Genomic DNA, 17,078 nt, shown 5'->3' on the forward strand with positions numbered 1-17,078 from the left:
GGGCAAACCTGTTGATGTTGGCGTGTCTGCGCAATCCGGACGGCGTCGGCACCACCGTGTCCTCGGTGCGTCGGACCGAGCTCTCCGATGACGAGCGCCGACTGCTGGGCACGCCGACCCTGCCGATCCTGCCCGACGTCTCCTACGGCACCGGTCACGAGCGCTATTCAGCACTACCGTTGCCGACACTGTGGAGCGCCGAATCAGCCGTCGACACAGCAGATTTGACGCTTCGCTACGATCCGGCATACACCCCGCTCGACGATGCCGATACCGAATTCCGGCTGGCATACGCGCGCCTCACCGCGGAGCTCGAACGCGTCTGCACCACCGCCGCACTGGCCCCCGGCGAGCTATTGCTGGTGGACAATGACGTGGCCGTACACGGTCGGGTACCGTTCACCGCGCGCTACGACGGCACCGACCGCTGGCTCAAGCGCGTCAATATCCGCCTGCCCGAACGCCGACGGCGGGCCGCCGAGGCCGACGAAAATGGTTATGGGCAACGGATCGTCGCCCCGTTCCGAGCGGCAAGCAACCCGCTCGCGATCGACGGTGTACCGGCCCGGGCTACCACCCGGACCGCAGTAAGGCTGGATACGAAACAACATGATCGAGGAACCGTTGAGTACTCGTGACCGGAGCACACCACTGCGTGTGCTGAGCCGCAGCGATCTCGCCGACGTGCCCATCACGCCCGCCGATGTGGTGCGCGCGGTAGAGGAAGCGTATCTCGCCTTCGCCGCGAGTGATTCGGATAATCCGCGCAAACTCAGCGTCGCGAATCCGGACGGCTGGTCGGTGGCTTACGCCATGCTCGGGCGTGACGGCCGTCGCCGGGTGGTCGCGATGAAGACCTCCTACAAATTCGATCCCGGCCACGACCGCAGCACCAAGCGCTACTACACGACCATCACGCTCTACGACGACAGCACCGGCGCGCCGATCGCCATGATGGACTGCGCCAGGGTCGGCGCGCTGCGCACCCCGGCGGTGTCGGCGCTGCTGGTGCGCGAGACCGCACGGCGCGGCGCGGAGAGCGTGCTGCTGATCGGCACCGGCACCCAGGGCCGAAATGCCCTGCCGCACTTGCTCGCCGCCAATCCGCAGCTGCGCAAGTTGATGCTGTACGGCACCCATCCGGAGGGTCTGGCGGCGGTGCGCGATTACCTCGCCGAATACAACCCGCACGCATTGCTGGAGACCGTCGCGGATCCGCGCGCGGCCGCCGGTACCGCCGATGTGGTGTTGGCGACGGCCGGCCCGGGTACCGAGGTCGGGATCGAATCCGAGGATCTCGCACCGGGATCCACCGTGGTGCTCGTCGGCTACGGTTTGGCGCCGTCCACGCTGGTCGACGCCGATCGCGTAATCGCCACCAGCGCCGAGCAAATGGCGCTGACCGGCATCGATATGGCCGGTCCCGATGGCAGATTGCGGACCGTCGATGCCGAACTGCCACAGATCCTGAGCCGTCGCGCGATCGCCCGGCGCTCCGACGACGAGCGGATCTTCGTCTACAACAGTGGGTTGGTGCTGACCGATATCGCCGTCGCGCACGCACTCGCCGAACGAGCCATCGCCGAGGGCCGCGGCACGGAGGTGCCCCTGTGGGACTAGACATCGGCGCCGTCGAGTTCGACAAGAAGGTGCGCGTCCCCGGCACCGCCGAACCCGACGGCACGCTGCAGTTCGACGACGGCTCGACCCGCGACAAGGTCGAACTCGGCGATCATCCGTCGAGTACCGAAGCTACCCCCGATCCCGCTGTGCTGGCGGCAGTGCGGGGGCTGCTGAGCATCTGCGCGCCTGCGCTGCCCGCACACACCGATGACTGGGAACGCAGGCTCCTCACCGATCCGAATCTGCTCGGCGATATCGCCTTTGCGATCGGTGGGCCGTTCCATGTGATGTATCCGTCACGGGTCGCGGTGAATATCAACGGGTTTCAGCAGGCATTCGAGCAGGCCGATGTGGATGGGGTTGTCTACTTCGGCAAGAAGGCCAACAAGGCGGCCTGTGTTGCTCGTGCCTGCGCCGAAAATGGTGCGGGCGTAGACGTTTCCAGTGATGGCGAGCTGAATGCCGCACTGTCACAGGGTGTCCGCGGTGACGAGCTGATGGTCACGGGTCCCGCCAAATCCGACGATCTCCTTTGGCTTGCCGTGCGCCACCGCGCATTGATCGCCGTGGACAGTCTCGACGAGCTCGACCGATTGGCCGCATTCACCACCCCGGCCGCCGCGGCCCGCGTACTACTTCGCGTGCTGCCCAACGGATCCGCGAGCCGATTCGGCATGACCGCCGAGGAATTGGACCGCGCGATTTCGGTGATCGGCGCATCCGGCACGGTCGGTCACGAATCGATTCGCTTGCAGGGCTTCAGCTTCCACCTGTCCGGCTACGATGCGGTCGCACGCGCCGAACAGGCCGATGAATTGATCACCCGCTGCCTGGATGCGCGCACACTGGGCCATCCGGCCGACACCATCTCCATCGGCGGTGGATTCGGCGTCGACTATGTGCCCGCGAGCGCCTGGTCGGAGTTCAGCGATCACGCGAACGGTCAGTGGTTCCACGCGGGGAAGTCCTTCGATTCGTACTACCCCTACCACTTTCCGGCGCCCGGCCCGGCCATGCTCATGACCGTCCTCGAGCACAACGCCCTAGCGGAACGGTTGCGCGACAACGATATCCGGCTCGCCGTCGAACCCGGCCGGGCACTGCTCGACCGCGCCGGATCCAGCGTCTTCCGGGTGCAGGGCAGCAAGACCCGCCATATCGACGGTCACCCCTACCGACTGCTCACCGTCGACGGCACCAGCCTGAGCCTGTCCGAGCAGTGGTTCGACAGTGAATACCTCCCCGATCCCATACTGTGGCCGCCGCGCCCCGGCGAGCTCACCCCGACCTGCGTCGGTGCGGCCAGCTGTCTGGAGTCCGACATGCTCAGCTGGCGGCGCATCCCGTTACCCAGACGGGCCGAGGTCGGCGATCTGCTGATCTATCCGAATACCGCCGGTTACCAAATGGATTCGAACGAATCAGCCTTTCACGAACTGCCGATTCCGCCGAAGGTAGTCCTGCACGACACCGGTGATCGACTCCGCTGGACGCTCGACGCCGGATGATCCGGCACCCCTTTCGACCAATACCCCTTACGGCCCCGAACGAGGAGACCTCCATGCCGCTCGTCACGCGCGTGACGGATCTGATCGGTCGCACCCCGCTATTCGAACTGGCGACCACCGCGACCGGCACCCGGCTGCTGCTCAAACTCGAGCAGTTCAATCCGACGGGTGCGGCCAAGATCAGGATGGCACGCGCGATGATCGACGATGCGGAGCGTCGGGGTTTGCTGCGAGATGGCGGGCATATTATCGAGTCGACATCCGGGAATACCGGGCTCGGCCTCGCGGTAGTAGCTGCCGAACGTGGGTATCGCTTCACCGCAGTGGTCGATCACCACGCATGTAAGGACAAGCTGCGCGCGATGCGAGCAATGGGTGCGGAATTGGTATTCGTCGCCGATGACGGTGACGACAACCTGGCCACCTCGGCGCGGGAAGACCTGGCCGAGGCGATGGCGGCCGGACAGTCGGACGCGTACTTCACCGAACAGCACAACAACGACGCGAACGCGGTCGGCTACTACGCCGTGGCCGAAGAATTGCTGGAGGACGTGGAGCGCGTCGATATCCTGCTCTCCGCGGTGGGCACCGGCGGTTCGCTGTTCGGCACCGCGACCCGACTGCGCCAACTCGGCTGCACGCCACGGGTCATCGGCGTGGAGCCCGTCGGATCGATCGCCTTCGGCGGGCCGGGCGGGCCGTACTGGCAGTCCGGTACCGGCACCCCGCCCGGCGCCACCATCGGCACCGCCGTGGACTATTCGCTGCTCGATGAGGGCGTCAAGGTTTCCGATGTCGCGGCCTTCGCCACTGCTCGCGCGGTCGCGGCCAAGCTGGGCCTGATGATCGGCGGCTCCGCGGGCGGCTCGGTACACGCCGCCCTCACCCGCCTCGAGGAGTTCCCACCCGGCTCGACCGTGGTCACCCTCGTCTGCGATGGCGGCGAGAAGTATCTCGACACGGTCTTCGACGACGAGTGGATGCGCGAACGTGATCTTCTCGACGCCGCCACCGAAGGCGATGTGCACGCCATGCTCGACCGCTACGCTCCCACTCGACGCGACCAACTCGTGGAAGCGCGATGAAGCACACGCGCGCTTTCGATCACCGTTGCGTGACACCTGATACGTCTGAAATGATCACCTCGTTAGGGTTGCCTAACCCAAATGAAGCTCAGCGACGAGTTGGGACGAGGCTCATGGCGATCGATTTCGGGATTCGACCGGTGGAGGTGCGATGGTGACTCTGTCCACCTTCCGTGCCGATGGGCGACAGCTCACCGCGCTGGCGGCACCGATCGCACTCACCCAACTCGCACAGATCGCGGTATCCACTACCAATATCGCACTGATGGGCACGCTCGGTGTGCGCGAGGTCGCCGCGGGCGGGCTGGCGATGGTGCTGTTCAACCAGATTCGCACCATGTGCGTCGGGCTGATCACCGGGACCGGGAATCAGATCGCGTCATCGGTGAGTGCGGCGGATAAGCGTGGTGAGTCCGCGGACGGGGAGGTCCGCGATATCGTCCGCTCGAGTTTCCTGATCGCCACCTTCGCCGGAATCATCGGCGGCGCAGTGCTGATCGGACTCGGCTGGGCGCTGCAATGGCTCGGCCAGGACGCGGGTGTACTCGCCGACGCGCGACCGCTCATGCTCGCACTCGCGCCCGGACTGCTGCCCTGCCTGTGGTTCCAAGTACTGCGGCAGTACACCGTCGGCATGCAGCGTCCGCAGGCCCTGCTGCTGGTCACCCTCGGCTCGGTGGCGCTGAATCTCGTACTGGCCCTTACCTTTATGCACGGCTGGGTCGGACTGCCCGTTCTGGGACTGACCGGTATCGGCGTCGCGACCTCACTGGTCTTCCTGATCACCTTCGGCGTCTTCTTCGCGATGGTGCGCGCCGATGCGGCACTCGGCGCCACCCTGCCGCTGCGTCCGTGGCCGGTGCACATGCCGACCATCCGAGCCGAGATCGAACTCGGTGCGCCGATCGCGCTCACCTACGGTTCGGAAGCGGGCATGTTTTCCGTGCTCGCCCTGGTGATGGGCAGTATCGGACCGGCCGCGCTGGCCGCGCACAATGTGGTGTACCAGATCATCTACATCGTCTTCCAGGTCGCGATCGGCCTGTCGCACGGCGCATCCATCCTGGTCAGCCATACCGTCGCGCGTGACGAATACGGCCACGCCCGTGCGCTGGCCTGGTTGGCGCTGCAGCATGCGGGCATCGTTGCCGCGGTCACCGGCGTGGTCTATATCGCCGCGCCGAAACTCGTGCTGAGCCCCTTCCTCGAACCGAGCGACACCGCGACGATCGAACTGGCCCGCTCGCTGCTGCTCATCGGCATCGTGCTCCAATTCTTCGATGCCGCACAGAACATCGGCACCGGCCTGCTGCGCGGCCTGAAGGAAACCAAGGCGGGCTTCCGCCTGTCCCTGGTCGGGTACTGGCTCGTCGGCCTGCCCACGGCCTTGCTGCTGGCCTTCCCGCTCGGGCTGGGCGCCGCGGGCGTCTGGTGGGGTCTTACCGCGGGTCTGGCCAGCACGGCCGTTCTCATGCTCCGCCGCTACTTCGCCCTGCTCGACGCCGCCGCCTCCGCCCACCCCCGTCCCCTCCCACAATCCCTACCCACCCCTTCCTGACCTCGTAGAATCCGGACCTAATGGGCGGCGGAAAGTGTTGTGCAGCAACCTGATAGCGTGCGGGGAATGCGGCAGAGCCTGGCATTGAGTTGTGAGCGGATCTCCGCTGAACTGCTCGACCACTTCGACGGGGTCGGGATGGTGCGCGGCGAGTACGTGTTCCGCGCGGCCGGGAAATATCCGACACCCGAATCGGTTTCGGGTTATCTCGTGCCATATCTGCGCCATATTGCGAAGCGGGCCGGCGGAACGATCTGGTATCGCACCATGGAAGCCGATACCGCCGAATGCAATATCCTCGACGGCGTCGAAGAGATCATCGACGAGCCGCATAAACTGCTCGGCCTGCGCGGTATTCGCCGAGCGCGTCGCTTTCCCGACGCATTCGTCGCCGAACTCGAGGGCATTGCGCAGGTGCGTGACGAGGGCGCGGATATCGGCGTGCTTTTCCCGTTCGTCACCTATGTCGACGAATTGCAGTGGGCCATCGAGCAAACCAGGGCCGTGATCGGCGACTGCCCGGTCGCCACCATGATCGAGATCCCGTCGCTGCTGCTCGAGGTCGACCGGGTCGTGACCACCGGGGTGTCACGGGTGGTAATCGGCTGCAACGATCTGTCCTCGCTGCTGCTCGGCCAGGCGCGCGCCAGCCTACGACCGGTTCGGCCGGTTCCGCCGCTGCTGCGTGCGATCGAGCGCGTCACCATGGTGGCCGCCGCCGCGGGCGTGCGGACCGCGGTCGCGGGTTATCTGCATCCGGACCTGCTCGCGGCCTGCGCGAACCTCGGCGTCGACGAATGCGTGCTGCACTACTCCGATCTGCCCGAAGTGCTGGGTGAGCAGTTCGCGGACCTGCCGGATCTCGATGTGCTGCAAGCGATCAAGCGCAAGACGCGTGCCGCGATCGCGGTATACGAGGCAGAGCGGGCGGCCGGGTCCGATCCCGACCACCCGCACGCCCATCAGACGTTGACGCCGTAATCGCGGGCGATACCCGCGAGCCCGGAGGCATAGCCCTGACCGATGGCACGGAACTTCCATTCGTTGCCGTACCGGTACAACTCCCCGAACACCATGGCGGTCTCGGTAGACGCATCCTCGGTGAGGTCATACCGGGCCAGCTCGGCGCCCGTGGTCGCGTCGACCACGCGGATGTAGGCGTTGCGGATCTGGCCGAACGACTGTCCGCGCGCATCGGCATCGTGAATGGAGACCGGGAAGAAGATATTGGTGATCGTCGGCGGCGTCGCCGCCAGATCGACATTGATCACCTCGTCGTCGCCTTCGCCCTCACCGGTGAGATTGTCACCGGTATGTTCGATCGTGCCCTCGGGCGAGCGCAGATTGTTGTAGAACACGAAGTGCTGATCGGACAGCACGCGCTGATTCGGCCCGGTGGCGAGCGCACTCGCATCGAGGTCGTAATCGGCCCCGGTGGTCGTTCGCACATCCCAACCGAGCCCCACCGCAACCTTGGTGAGGTTGGCGGCCTGCTTCGACAGCGAGACATTTCCGCCTTTGGCCAATGTGACGCTCATGATCCCCTTCCATTCGACGCGTTCGCGCCGCCTTTCATCACGATTATTACTCTGTACCGGACACCTTGTGCCGGTTCAGTTCTGGATGCCGATCTTTTCGAGCGACCTGCAAGCAGTCGCTAGCGGCCCTTTTCGAGCGACCTGCAAGCAGTCGCTAGCGGCCCTTTTCGAGCGACCTGCAAGCAGTCGCTAGCGGCCCCACCCGCGCAGAGTCTGCACGCGCCCTTCGAGCGCATGCAATTCGCTGGCGTCGAGGACGGTGCGCTCGATTCCGTGCGCCACCGCGAAGGCCGACTGCCGGTGGTCATCGATGACTTCGACATCGATCTGGACCGCGACATAGTCTGTCGCACCGGGCATTTCCTCGGCGATAACCCTCGCCTGCCCGCGCGCGCACAGCGCGACATTGCCACCGCCGAGAATCAGCAGTGCGACATCGGGCCGTTCGCGCAAGCGCGCCAGCGAACCGCGATCGAATTTCAGGCTGAGCAGAATCCGCCGATCATCCGCGCGCACCGGCCAGGACACCGGAATCGCGTGCGGCGCTGGGTCGGTGGTGACCAGCACCGCGATCGTCTCCTGGGGCCATTCCGGGAGTACGTCCAGTTCGGGATGATCGGCCGTAGAGTGGTCTTGACGTTGCACGGGGCTCGCTCCGGCTGCCATGTTCGTCACCTCTTGATCGCTGCAACGCGGCGGGCTGTGCCACGTTGCCTGCAAGTCTAAGGTGCTGTGGCGCTTGTTCGCTGGCGCTGCGACCTTTGTCCGAAGTGCTCACAGGCACCTCTCAGGACACCGATACGGCATCGCTGGTGCCGGGCGACGGCCGGGCCCAGTCGCGGGCCATCTCCTCGCTCGGGTATTATGCGGTGAGGCTACCCTAATTTCAATCGGACAAGTTGGCCAGCCTCCTGTCCGGGACACCTCTTGGGTGTCCGGATTGACGGGTCGGCACACTCGATGCATCATTGCTGATAGCACCCTGTTCAGCAGGGCTTCTCCATTCGCCGGCCGATGACTGTCCGGCCCGCGTGCTGCTCTCGGTCCGCTCGGCCGCCGCGCCTTGCCCGCGCCGACAGCACTACCCCAAAAGAAGACGCATTTGCGTCCGGCCGTGAGTGAGGTGAGAACGACATGGTGTACCGATCGTCTGAGACCCGGCTGATCACTTCGTTCCTGCACTACGGCATCGTCCCGAATTTCTGAATTCAGCCGCGCCGGGCACGGCAACCGCAGGCGACGTCCATCGACGTCGTCCGCGGCGGTGCCCGGGTTGTAGCGCGGCGGCACCACGGGACATTTCGGCACACATACGGACGTGGGGAGCAGACACATGGTTGATATGCGGGCAAGGAATTCCGGCGCGGTCGATATGGTGGCGTGGCCGACGGCAGGCAATCTTGTCGTCTCGGCCGCGATACTGGACGACCTGGGCTATCTGCGCGGCGAGTTGGCGGCCGCGGAGGTGCCGTTCCTGCTGATTCGCGATAGTGGACATCGGCTGGCACTGGCCGCGGATGCCGCGCACCAGACGATGGTGCGTCGGGTGACGACCACCGCGATTGCCGCGGGTTTCGCGTGTGCCGAGGTGCAGCACAATGTTTTTCGGCTGAGTCGCGATGCCGATCCGGCGCATTACGTGGATCTGGAGCTGTGGGAGTATCACGGCGACATCGTCGAATGCCCGCGGCCGAATGCGTTCACCCGCAATGTCTTCGACCTAGCCGATGTCGAGCACACGGAAATTCGCCTGTTCGACCGCAATTGGCCGACATTGGCGGATATGTTCGCACCACAGCCGACCGATGTCGGCTTCGATATCGATCTGGTGTTCTCCTGGGTCGATGGCACCGATCCTGAATTCCGGGCCCGCCGTGCGGGAATGCTGGCCCAGGTCGTAGTCGGCGAGGGCGATGACGCGGATGCTCGGATCCGCCAGATCGACGAACTGAAGTACGCACTGCGCTCGGTGTACAAGAACGCGCCGTGGATTCGGCGGATCTTCATCGCGACCGATTCCGCGGTGCCGGAATGGCTCGACGAACATCCGCGGGTGACGGTGGTGCGCGCGATCGATCACTTCAGCGATACCAGCGGGCTGCCCACCTTCAATTCCCATGCGGTGGAATGCCAACTGCAGCATATCGATGGGCTCAGCGAGCATTTCCTGTACTCGAACGACGATATGTTCTTCGCCCGGCCGGTGCGTCCGTCGATGTTCTTCAGCCCGGCCGGGGTGAGCCGGTTCATCGAGGCAGGCACCCGGATCGGACCGGGGCGAAATAACGAGCGGCGCAGTGGTTTCGAGAATGCGGCGCGGGTGAACCGGCAATTGCTGGCCGGGCGGTTCGGACATGTCATCACCCGGCATCTGGAACACACCCCGGTTCCGTTGCGGCGCAGCGTATTACTGGAGATGGAGCAGGAGTTCGCCACCGACTTCGCGCGGACCAGGGCGAGCAGATTCCGTGCGGCCACCGATATTTCGGTGACGAATTCGCTGTACCACTACTACGCCATGCTCACCGGGCGCGCGGTGCCGCAGGAGATGGCGCGGATGCGCTATGTCGACACCACGAGTCAACGCGGGCTCGCACTGCTCGACACACTCGCCGTAAACCGTGATGTCGACTTCTTCTGCCTCAACGACGGCAGTTTCCCCGAAGTCACGGAGGCCGACCGGGTGCGCGCGGTGTCGGAGTTCCTGTCCGCCTACTTCCCGGAGCGCGCGCCATGGGAACGGGTCAGTGCACGGCCTCATCGTCTTCCGGAGTCTGCGCCTGGCGCCGCATGACCCGCGGGATGCGCGCGGCGGGCGGGATCACGATGCCCTCCTCGGCCAGCTTTCGCGCCGCATCTTCCGGGGTGGACGGGGAGCCGACGGTCGGGCCGCGATCGATCGGGACCACCGAGTGGACGATGGTGTCCGGATAGATGTGCACGTAGTTGAAGGCCTGCGCGCCGTCGCGGCCGCGCAGGCCGCCGTCGGCGACGGCCAGATCCTGGCTGTAGCAGGTCGCCGAGGCGACCGAGACCGGGATGCCCGCGAAGGTGGCGCTGGTCGAAAAGTGCAGGTGCCCGGCAAGAATCGCGCGCACATCGGTGCCGTCGAGCACATCGGCCAGCCTGCGCTGATCACGCAGTTCGACGGTCACCGCGAGATCGAGCACGCACGGCACCGGCGGGTGGTGCATCGCCAGAATCGTGCCGAACGGGGCGGGTTCGGCGAGTACCGATCGCAGCCAGGCCAGCTGTTCGTCGCGGATTTCGCCGTAGTGGTGGCCGGGGACGCTGGTGTCCAGGGCGATGATGCGCAGGCCGTCGATCATGTGCACCCGATCCAGCGGCTTCGTCGACGGGCGCTCGCCGAGCAGAGTCCGGCGCAGTTCGCCGCGATCGTCGTGATTGCCGGTGACCCATACGATCGGTGCGCGCAATCGGCGCGCGAACGGCTCCACCATGGCGCGGAGCTTCTCGTACGCGTCCGGCTCGCCCCTATCGGTGAGGTCACCGGTGAAGACGATCGCCGTCGGGCGGATGCCGCTGGCCGCGGCCTGGTCGAGCAACTGTCGAAGACGCAGATCCGCGTCCACGTCGCCGTACAACTCGCCGTCGCCGGCGATCAAATGGGTATCGCTGAAATGGAACAGCACATGATTCGGTCGCGGGTGCTCCGCGACTCTGCTGATGGGCACCGGACCGAACGTCCTCCCCGGCGGATTCGCCCGCCATTGGCTTCGGGTTCCATCGCCAGGATAGCGAAGCCGTATTGACAGACTGCCAGCCCCACGGTGACGAACTGCTTGCGGGTAGGTGAGAGTTCGGTGTCATCGGAGCCTCGTCGTCGATCACCGGGATTCAGCGGCACGCTCGAGGCCGAACCGCGTCTAGCCGAGAAGTCCCTGCTCCCGCGAGCCTGGACCGTCGCCGCCAGGAGACTTCGCGCTCATTTCGTACCCAGGGCGTCGGCGGTGCGGAGGGCGTCGAGGACCATGGGGGTGTCGACGGTGAAGGGCTCGTTGTGGATTGTTTCGCCGGGGGCGGTGGCGCGCTCGGCGATGGCGGTCAGGGTTCGGTTGTCGGGGTCGGTCAGGCCGAGTGCGGCGAAGGTGGTCGGTAGGCCGACCGACGTGCAGAACTCGAGGACCGTTGAAATCTCTTCGGTGGGAGCGCCTTCCAGTACCAGCTGGGTGAGGACGCCGAAGGCTACCTTTTCGCCGTGCAGGTATGGGTGGGTTCGGGGGGCGGCGGTCAGGCCGTTGTGGATGGCGTGGGCGGCGGCGAGACCGGAGGATTCGAAGCCCAAACCGGAGAGCAGGGTGTTGGCTTCGACGATGCGTTCGAGGGCCGGGGTGACGGTGTGGTTGCGGACCGCGGCGAGGGCGTGGGTTCCGTCGGCAAGCAGGGTATTGTAGCAGAGTTCGGCCAATGCGGTGGCACTGCGGGTGGAGGCGCCGCCGCGCATATTCCGGACCCGCGCGGCACTACAGGTCCGAGCCTCGAACCAGGTCGCGAGCGCATCGCCCATCCCCGCGGTGAGCAGCCGCGCCGGAGCCTGCGCGATAGCTGACGTATCGACCAGCACCAACGCCGGATTCCGCCGAACCAGCTGATAGGCCTCGAATTCCCCGGCGTCCGTATAGATCACCGACAACGCACTGCACGGCGCGTCACTGGACGCTGTCGTAGGACAACTGATCATCGGCAGTTCCAGATCATCGGCCACCGCCCGAGCCGTATCGAGCACCTTTCCCCCACCGGCCCCCAACACCACCATGCTCCCGCTCTCCTGCACGGCCGCGGTCACCCGCGCGATCTCCGCCCGACTGCACTCACCTCCGGACCGATGCACCGAATACTCGATCTTCGCCTCGGTAAGCGACTCCTGCCACGTCTGCGCCAACAACCGATGCGCACTGGCCCCCGCCACAATCATCACCGGCCCCGCGATCCCCAACCGCGTCATCTCCGCCCCGAGAGCCCCCGTCGCATCCCGCCCCTGCACATAATGCCCCGGCGAAGAAAACACACTCAGCATCTGCCACCTCCCGATCGCGGACACCGCCGATGCGCCCGAACCAGCGCTGCCCGACCGCCGACTCCGTATCGCAAACGCTACGCGCCCCCGAGTGAGCCATCAGGTGTATTCCATCCTTGCCGACCGCCGGGCTACTGCGACCAGTACTTGCGCCAATCGGCGGCCGATAACGGGATACGTTCGCCGCGGGCGGCTTCGGCGGCGTCTTCGGTGGCGCGGATTTCCGATGCGAAGGACAAGGTGGCCTTGCGGAGGCTTTCTTCGGCGCTGTCTTCGCCGCCCAGGTGGACAGTGCGGAGGGTGTCGGGGATCAGGTCTTCGGGCAGGCCTGCTTTGAGGCTGCGGGAGCGGATCTTCTCGGCCAGGGCCAGGGCGGGTTGGGCCATGGCTATGCCGTCGAGGCAGGAGCGGCGGGACTTTTCGGCGGATTTGCGTTCCTCCCAGGCTTTTTCCTGGGCGGCGATCTTTTCCGCGACGGTGGCCGACGGATCGATGGGTTCGTCGGCGAGGTGCGGGCTGCGGTTGACGAGTTTGGCGACCAGTGCGGCGGCTACATCGTCGACGGTGAATTCGCCTGCGGCCTGGGCGATTCGGGAGTGGAACAGAACCTGCAGCAGCAGATCGCCGAGTTCTTCCTTGATGGTTTCGGCGTCGTTGTGCTGGATGGCGTCGAGGAGTTCGTAGGTTTCCTCGAGCAGATAGGGGCGCAGCGAGTCGTGGGTTTGCGTCACCTCCCAGCCGCCGAAGTTCCACAGCCGGTCCATCACCTCGACGGCGTCGCCTAACCCCGCCGCCACCAGGGCGGCATCGGTTCGGCTCGATTCGCCCGCGGCCCGCCCGAGATCATCGGCGATCGCTTCGGGCACCGCGTGATCGTGGGCACCATTGGCCCGCCCGGCCTCCGCTGCCGCATGCCTGGCGGCCCGCAGAACGGCTTCGTCGCGGTCCGAACTCATCGAGCCGCCGTGGCTTCGGTGGCGACTCGCAGCTCGACGAAGCCCTTCGGCTTGCCATCCAACTGCAGCAACAGGTCGGCAACGAACTGCAACAGGACGACGTCGCGCACCCGGTCGGCGCCGACACTGTCCTCCACCCGGGGCAGCGGCAATTGCACCACCCCACTCGCCGCGCGATAGCCCGCGCTCGGGTACAGGCGCTTCAACCGCATCTGCTTGGAATCGGGCAAGCTCATCGGCGAAACCTTCAATGTGGTTCCAGTGACCGCGATTTCGGTGACATCGTATTCGCGAGCCAGCAGCCGCAGTTTCGCCACCGACACCAACCTGCCGACCTCGACGGGCAGCGGCCCGTACCGGTCGACGAGCTCCTCGACAACCGATTCCAGCCCCGGAGCATCTTGCGCCGCAGCAAGTTTGCGGTACGCCTCCAACCGGAGCCGATCGCTGGTGATGTAGTCGGGCGGAATGTGCGCGTCCACCGGGAGGTCGATGCGGACCTCCTTGACCTCCTCGGTCGTAATCGGCTTACCGTCGGCGGCGGCCCGATACGCCTCCACCGCCTCACCGACCAGCCGCACATACAGGTCGAAGCCGACACCGGCCACATGCCCGGACTGCTCGGCGCCCAGCACATTTCCGGCACCACGGATCTCGAGGTCCTTCATGGCCACCGCCATACCCGCGCCGAGATCCGAGTTCTGCGAAATGGTGGCGAGCCGGTCGTAGGCCGTCTCGGTGAGCGGCTTCTCCGGCGGGTAGAGGAAGTACGCGTACCCGCGTTCACGACTACGGCCGACGCGCCCACGCAACTGGTGCAGCTGCGAAAGGCCGAGAGCGTCCGCGCGTTCCACGATCAACGTATTCGCATTGGAAATGTCGAGCCCGGTCTCGATGATGGTGGTACAGACCAGCACATCGAATTCACGCTCCCAGAATCCCTGCACGGTCCGCTCGAGCATGTCCTCGTTCATCTGACCGTGGGCGACCACCACCCGTGCCTCGGGCACCAGATCCCGAATCCGCTTGGCGGCCTTGTCGATCGACGACACCCGGTTGTGCACGTAGAAGACCTGGCCGTCGCGCAGCAGCTCACGCCGAATGGCGGCGGTGACCTGCTTGTCGTTGTACCCGCCGACATAGGTGAGCACCGGATGCCGCTCCTCCGGCGGCGTGAGGATGGTGGACATCTCGCGAATGCCCGCCAGACTCATCTCCAAGGTGCGCGGAATCGGCGTCGCGGACATGGTCAACACGTCGACGTGCGTGCGCAGCGCCTTGATGTGCTCCTTGTGCTCGACACCGAAACGCTGTTCCTCGTCCACGACGACCAGGCCGAGATCCTTCCACCGCACGCCGGTCTGCAGCAGCCGGTGCGTACCGACCACGATGTCGACGGCACCGTCCGCCATCCCCTCCAGCACGGCGCGCGACTCGGCCGGATCGGTGAAGCGGGACAGCCCCTTCACGGTCACCGGGAATCCGCCGACACGCTCGGTGAAGGTCTGCAGATGCTGTTGCGCCAGCAGGGTTGTCGGCACCAGCACAACGACCTGTTTACCGTCCTGCACCGCCTTGAATGCGGCGCGCACGGCGATCTCGGTCTTGCCGTAGCCGACATCACCACAGACCACGCGGTCCATCGGGACCGCCTTCTCCATATCGGCCTTCACCTCGGCGATGGCGGTCATCTGGTCGACGGTCTCGGTGAACGCGAACGCGTCCTCCATCTCCTTCTGCCACGGACTGTCCGGACCGAACGCATGTCCGGGCGCGGCCTGGCGCGCCGCGTACAGCTGTACCAGCTCACCGGCGATCTCGCGAACCGCCTTGCGCGCCTTGCGTTTCGTATTCGCCCAGTCGGATCCGCCGAGCTTGGACAGACTCGGCATCTCACCGCCGACATAGCGCGAGAGCTGATCCAGCGATTCCATCGGCACGAACAGCCGGTCACCGGGCTGACCGCGCTTACCGGGCGCGTATTCGATGACCAGGTATTCCCGCCGCGCCCCACCAACGGTGCGTTCGATCATCTCGACGAACCGGCCGATGCCGTGCTGATCGTGCACCACCATATCGCCGGCGTTCAGCGCAAGCGGGTCGACTTGGTTGCGGCGCTTGGCCGGTAGCCGCTTTCCCTCCGCCGGTGCGGTGACCCGGTTGCCGGTGAGGTCGGATTCGGCGACGACCACCAGACCGGCGTCATCGAAGACCAACCCGTCGTGCAGCGAACCGCACAGCACACCGACCAGTCCGGGTGTCGGCTCGGCACCGGCTGTCAAGGCAGCTGCGGGTACGTCGGCATCCGAGAGCCGTTCCAGAATGCGTTGCGCCGTACCGTGTCCCGCCACGACCACGACCGCACGCCCACCGGTCAGCACATGCGCGCGCAACGACGCGAAGATCGTCGCCACCAGCTCATCGGATCCGCGCGCGGCAGGACCGGCCAGCACCGGCAGCACGACCTCGGCGGGATCGCCGGAGGTCAGCGGGCTCAGACTCCACCACGGCAGACCGTGCGCATTTGCGCTGTTATGGATTTCGGGCAGCGCGCGGTAACCGGAGGCGGCCAGATCGAGTCCGTGTCCGCCCAGCGGCGCGGCGCCGCCGAATGACGCGGCGGTCCACGATGCCTCCAGGAACTCCTCGCCGGTGCGCACCAGATCGGCTGCGCGCGTGCGGATCTTCTCCGGATCGCACAACAGCAGATGGGTGCCCTCCGGCAAAATCTCGGTGAGCAGCCGCAATTCGCCGGGCTGCAGCACCGGCAGCAGCGCCTCCATCCCGTCGACCGGAATGCCCTCGGCGAGCTTCTCCAACATCTCGACCAGCGCCGCATCGGCGGCATTCGCCACCGCGACCTCGGCGGCGCGCTCGCGAACAGCCTGGGTGAGCAACAGTTCTCGACACGGCGGCGCGATGACAACATCCACCGTCAGATCGGTCAGCGAGCGCTGGTCGGCGACCGCGAAGGGCCGCAGCTCGGTCACCTCGTCGCCCCAGAACTCCACGCGCACCGGATGATCGGCGGTCGGCGGGAACAGATCGAGGATGCCGCCGCGCACCGCGAACTCACCGCGCTTGCCGACCATATCGACCCGGGTGTAGGCGAATTCGATCAGGCGCAAGAGCAATTCGTCGAAATCGAACTCCGCGCCGACGCGCAGCACGATCGGTTCGATATCGCCGAGGCTCGCAGCCATCGGCTGCATCAGGGAGCGAACGGTCGTCACCACGACCCGCAGCGGTTCCGGGAATACCAGATCCGCCCGCCCGTCGCCCGACCACCGCCCCTCATCGAATCGCTTCGCGATGCCGTAATCCTGCGCCAGCCGCCGCAGCACCTCGAGCCTGCGCCCCACGGTGTCGGCACCCGGCGACAGCCGCTCGTGCGGCAGCGTCTCCCAGGACGGGAACTGTGCGATCGCCGCGCCGAGGATTTCCTCCAGCTCGACCGTCAGATCGTCGGCTTCGCGCCCGGTCGCCGTCACCACCACCAGCGGCCGCTGGGCCGCAATCGTCGCCGCGACGAACGGCCGCACCGCCGACGGCCCGACCAACTCGACCGGCGACTTCCCGACCAGGTCAGCGACGGTCCGCAAGGCCGAATCGGCCCCGGCCACCGCGGCCAGTCCGGCAAGAGGTGGACGGTGGGTGGACATCGAACACTCCTGAGCTCAGGCGAGGTTTTAGGACGGCCAACCGAGTCTAGGCTTCCCCGTCTCCCCGAGTCTTTTGCCGGTCGTCAGGTGTCACCACGCAGTCGTGGCGG

13 protein-coding genes are annotated in these 17,078 nt (G+C 66.0%); 7 read left to right on the forward strand and 6 right to left on the reverse strand.

Annotated elements, in window-relative coordinates; genetic code table 11:
* From ON44_RS27780 to ON44_RS27805, 6 genes are all read left to right on the forward strand, one after another.
* On the forward strand, positions 1-638 hold a 638-nt coding region (locus tag ON44_RS27780), incomplete at its 5' end, for a TauD/TfdA family dioxygenase (protein WP_040695295.1).
* The gene (locus ON44_RS27785; RefSeq protein WP_174415146.1) at positions 610-1,620 is read left to right on the forward strand and encodes an ornithine cyclodeaminase family protein; all 1,011 of its coding nucleotides are present in this window, start codon (positions 610-612) and stop codon (positions 1,618-1,620) included. The genes ON44_RS27780 and ON44_RS27785, both read left to right, overlap by 29 nt.
* Positions 1,621-1,769: 149 nt before the next feature.
* Positions 1,770-3,131, forward strand: coding sequence for a type III PLP-dependent enzyme domain-containing protein (locus ON44_RS27790; RefSeq protein WP_051182533.1), 1,362 nt, complete (start codon positions 1,770-1,772; stop codon positions 3,129-3,131).
* 53 nt (positions 3,132-3,184) lie between these two features.
* Positions 3,185-4,216 carry a PLP-dependent cysteine synthase family protein gene (locus ON44_RS27795; RefSeq protein WP_040695299.1) on the forward strand — a complete coding sequence of 344 codons (1,032 nt, stop codon included), beginning with the start codon at positions 3,185-3,187 and terminating at the stop codon, positions 4,214-4,216.
* A 151-nt stretch (positions 4,217-4,367) separates the two neighbouring features.
* A complete protein-coding gene (locus ON44_RS27800) occupies positions 4,368-5,774 on the forward strand; it encodes an MATE family efflux transporter (RefSeq protein ID WP_040695300.1) in 1,407 nt (468 codons plus the stop codon).
* A gap of 66 nt (positions 5,775-5,840) precedes the next feature.
* Positions 5,841-6,755: a putative PEP-binding protein gene (locus ON44_RS27805; protein ID WP_083898188.1), complete on the forward strand. Its 915-nt coding sequence runs from the start codon at positions 5,841-5,843 to the stop codon at positions 6,753-6,755.
* Here ON44_RS27805 and ON44_RS27810 read toward each other — a convergent pair.
* Together ON44_RS27810 and ON44_RS27815 are read right to left on the reverse strand one after the other, a co-directional pair.
* The gene (locus ON44_RS27810; protein WP_040695304.1) at positions 6,737-7,312 is read right to left on the reverse strand and encodes a TerD family protein; all 576 of its coding nucleotides are present in this window, start codon (positions 7,310-7,312) and stop codon (positions 6,737-6,739) included. The two genes, ON44_RS27805 and ON44_RS27810, sit on opposite strands and share 19 nt — an antisense overlap.
* Before the next feature lie 189 nt (positions 7,313-7,501).
* Entirely contained in the window at positions 7,502-7,978 is a 477-nt protein-coding gene (locus tag ON44_RS27815) for a hypothetical protein (protein WP_040695306.1), read from the reverse strand.
* Between the two features lie 676 nt (positions 7,979-8,654).
* Between ON44_RS27815 and ON44_RS27820 the strand changes: the two genes are divergently transcribed.
* Complete coding sequence (locus ON44_RS27820; RefSeq protein ID WP_373283216.1) at positions 8,655-10,106, forward strand: stealth family protein; 1,452 nt, start codon at positions 8,655-8,657, stop codon at positions 10,104-10,106.
* On the opposite strand, the gene ON44_RS27825 is transcribed toward ON44_RS27820, so the two are convergent.
* From ON44_RS27825 to mfd, 4 genes are all read right to left on the reverse strand, one after another.
* Positions 10,057-11,007 carry a phosphodiesterase gene (locus ON44_RS27825; protein WP_040695310.1) on the reverse strand — a complete coding sequence of 317 codons (951 nt, stop codon included), beginning with the start codon at positions 11,005-11,007 and terminating at the stop codon, positions 10,057-10,059. The genes ON44_RS27820 and ON44_RS27825 overlap by 50 nt on opposite strands.
* A 251-nt stretch (positions 11,008-11,258) precedes the next feature.
* Entirely contained in the window at positions 11,259-12,350 is a 1,092-nt protein-coding gene (locus tag ON44_RS27830; RefSeq protein WP_040695312.1) for a glycerol dehydrogenase, read from the reverse strand.
* A gap of 131 nt (positions 12,351-12,481) precedes the next feature.
* Complete coding sequence (locus tag ON44_RS27835) at positions 12,482-13,114, reverse strand: nucleoside triphosphate pyrophosphohydrolase (RefSeq protein WP_169338105.1); 633 nt, start codon at positions 13,112-13,114, stop codon at positions 12,482-12,484.
* A gap of 188 nt (positions 13,115-13,302) precedes the next feature.
* A complete protein-coding gene (mfd, locus tag ON44_RS27840; RefSeq protein WP_040695314.1) occupies positions 13,303-16,968 on the reverse strand; it encodes a transcription-repair coupling factor in 3,666 nt (1,221 codons plus the stop codon).
* Positions 16,969-17,078: the final 110 nt, after the last annotated feature.

The organism is Nocardia vinacea NBRC 16497, from assembly GCF_000308835.1.
Classification (GTDB): Bacteria; Actinomycetota; Actinomycetes; order Mycobacteriales; family Mycobacteriaceae; genus Nocardia; species Nocardia vinacea.

Excerpts from the sequence above, each read along its gene's own strand:
- ON44_RS27800 (WP_040695300.1), top strand. The coding sequence starts at position 4,368 with ATGGTGACTCTGTCCACCTTCCGTGCCGATGGGCGACAGCTCACCGCG.
- ON44_RS27820 (WP_373283216.1), top strand. The coding sequence starts at position 8,655 with ATGCGGGCAAGGAATTCCGGCGCGGTCGATATGGTGGCGTGGCCGACG.
- ON44_RS27785 (WP_174415146.1), top strand. The coding sequence starts at position 610 with ATGATCGAGGAACCGTTGAGTACTCGTGACCGGAGCACACCACTGCGT.
- mfd (WP_040695314.1), bottom strand. The coding sequence starts at position 16,968 with ATGTCCACCCACCGTCCACCTCTTGCCGGACTGGCCGCGGTGGCCGGG.
- ON44_RS27835 (WP_169338105.1), bottom strand. The coding sequence starts at position 13,114 with ATGGACCGGCTGTGGAACTTCGGCGGCTGGGAGGTGACGCAAACCCAC.
- ON44_RS27810 (WP_040695304.1), bottom strand. The coding sequence starts at position 7,312 with ATGAGCGTCACATTGGCCAAAGGCGGAAATGTCTCGCTGTCGAAGCAG.
- ON44_RS27830 (WP_040695312.1), bottom strand. The coding sequence starts at position 12,350 with ATGCTGAGTGTGTTTTCTTCGCCGGGGCATTATGTGCAGGGGCGGGAT.
- ON44_RS27795 (WP_040695299.1), top strand. The coding sequence starts at position 3,185 with ATGCCGCTCGTCACGCGCGTGACGGATCTGATCGGTCGCACCCCGCTA.
- ON44_RS27805 (WP_083898188.1), top strand. The coding sequence starts at position 5,841 with ATGCGGCAGAGCCTGGCATTGAGTTGTGAGCGGATCTCCGCTGAACTG.
- ON44_RS27815 (WP_040695306.1), bottom strand. The coding sequence starts at position 7,978 with ATGGCAGCCGGAGCGAGCCCCGTGCAACGTCAAGACCACTCTACGGCC.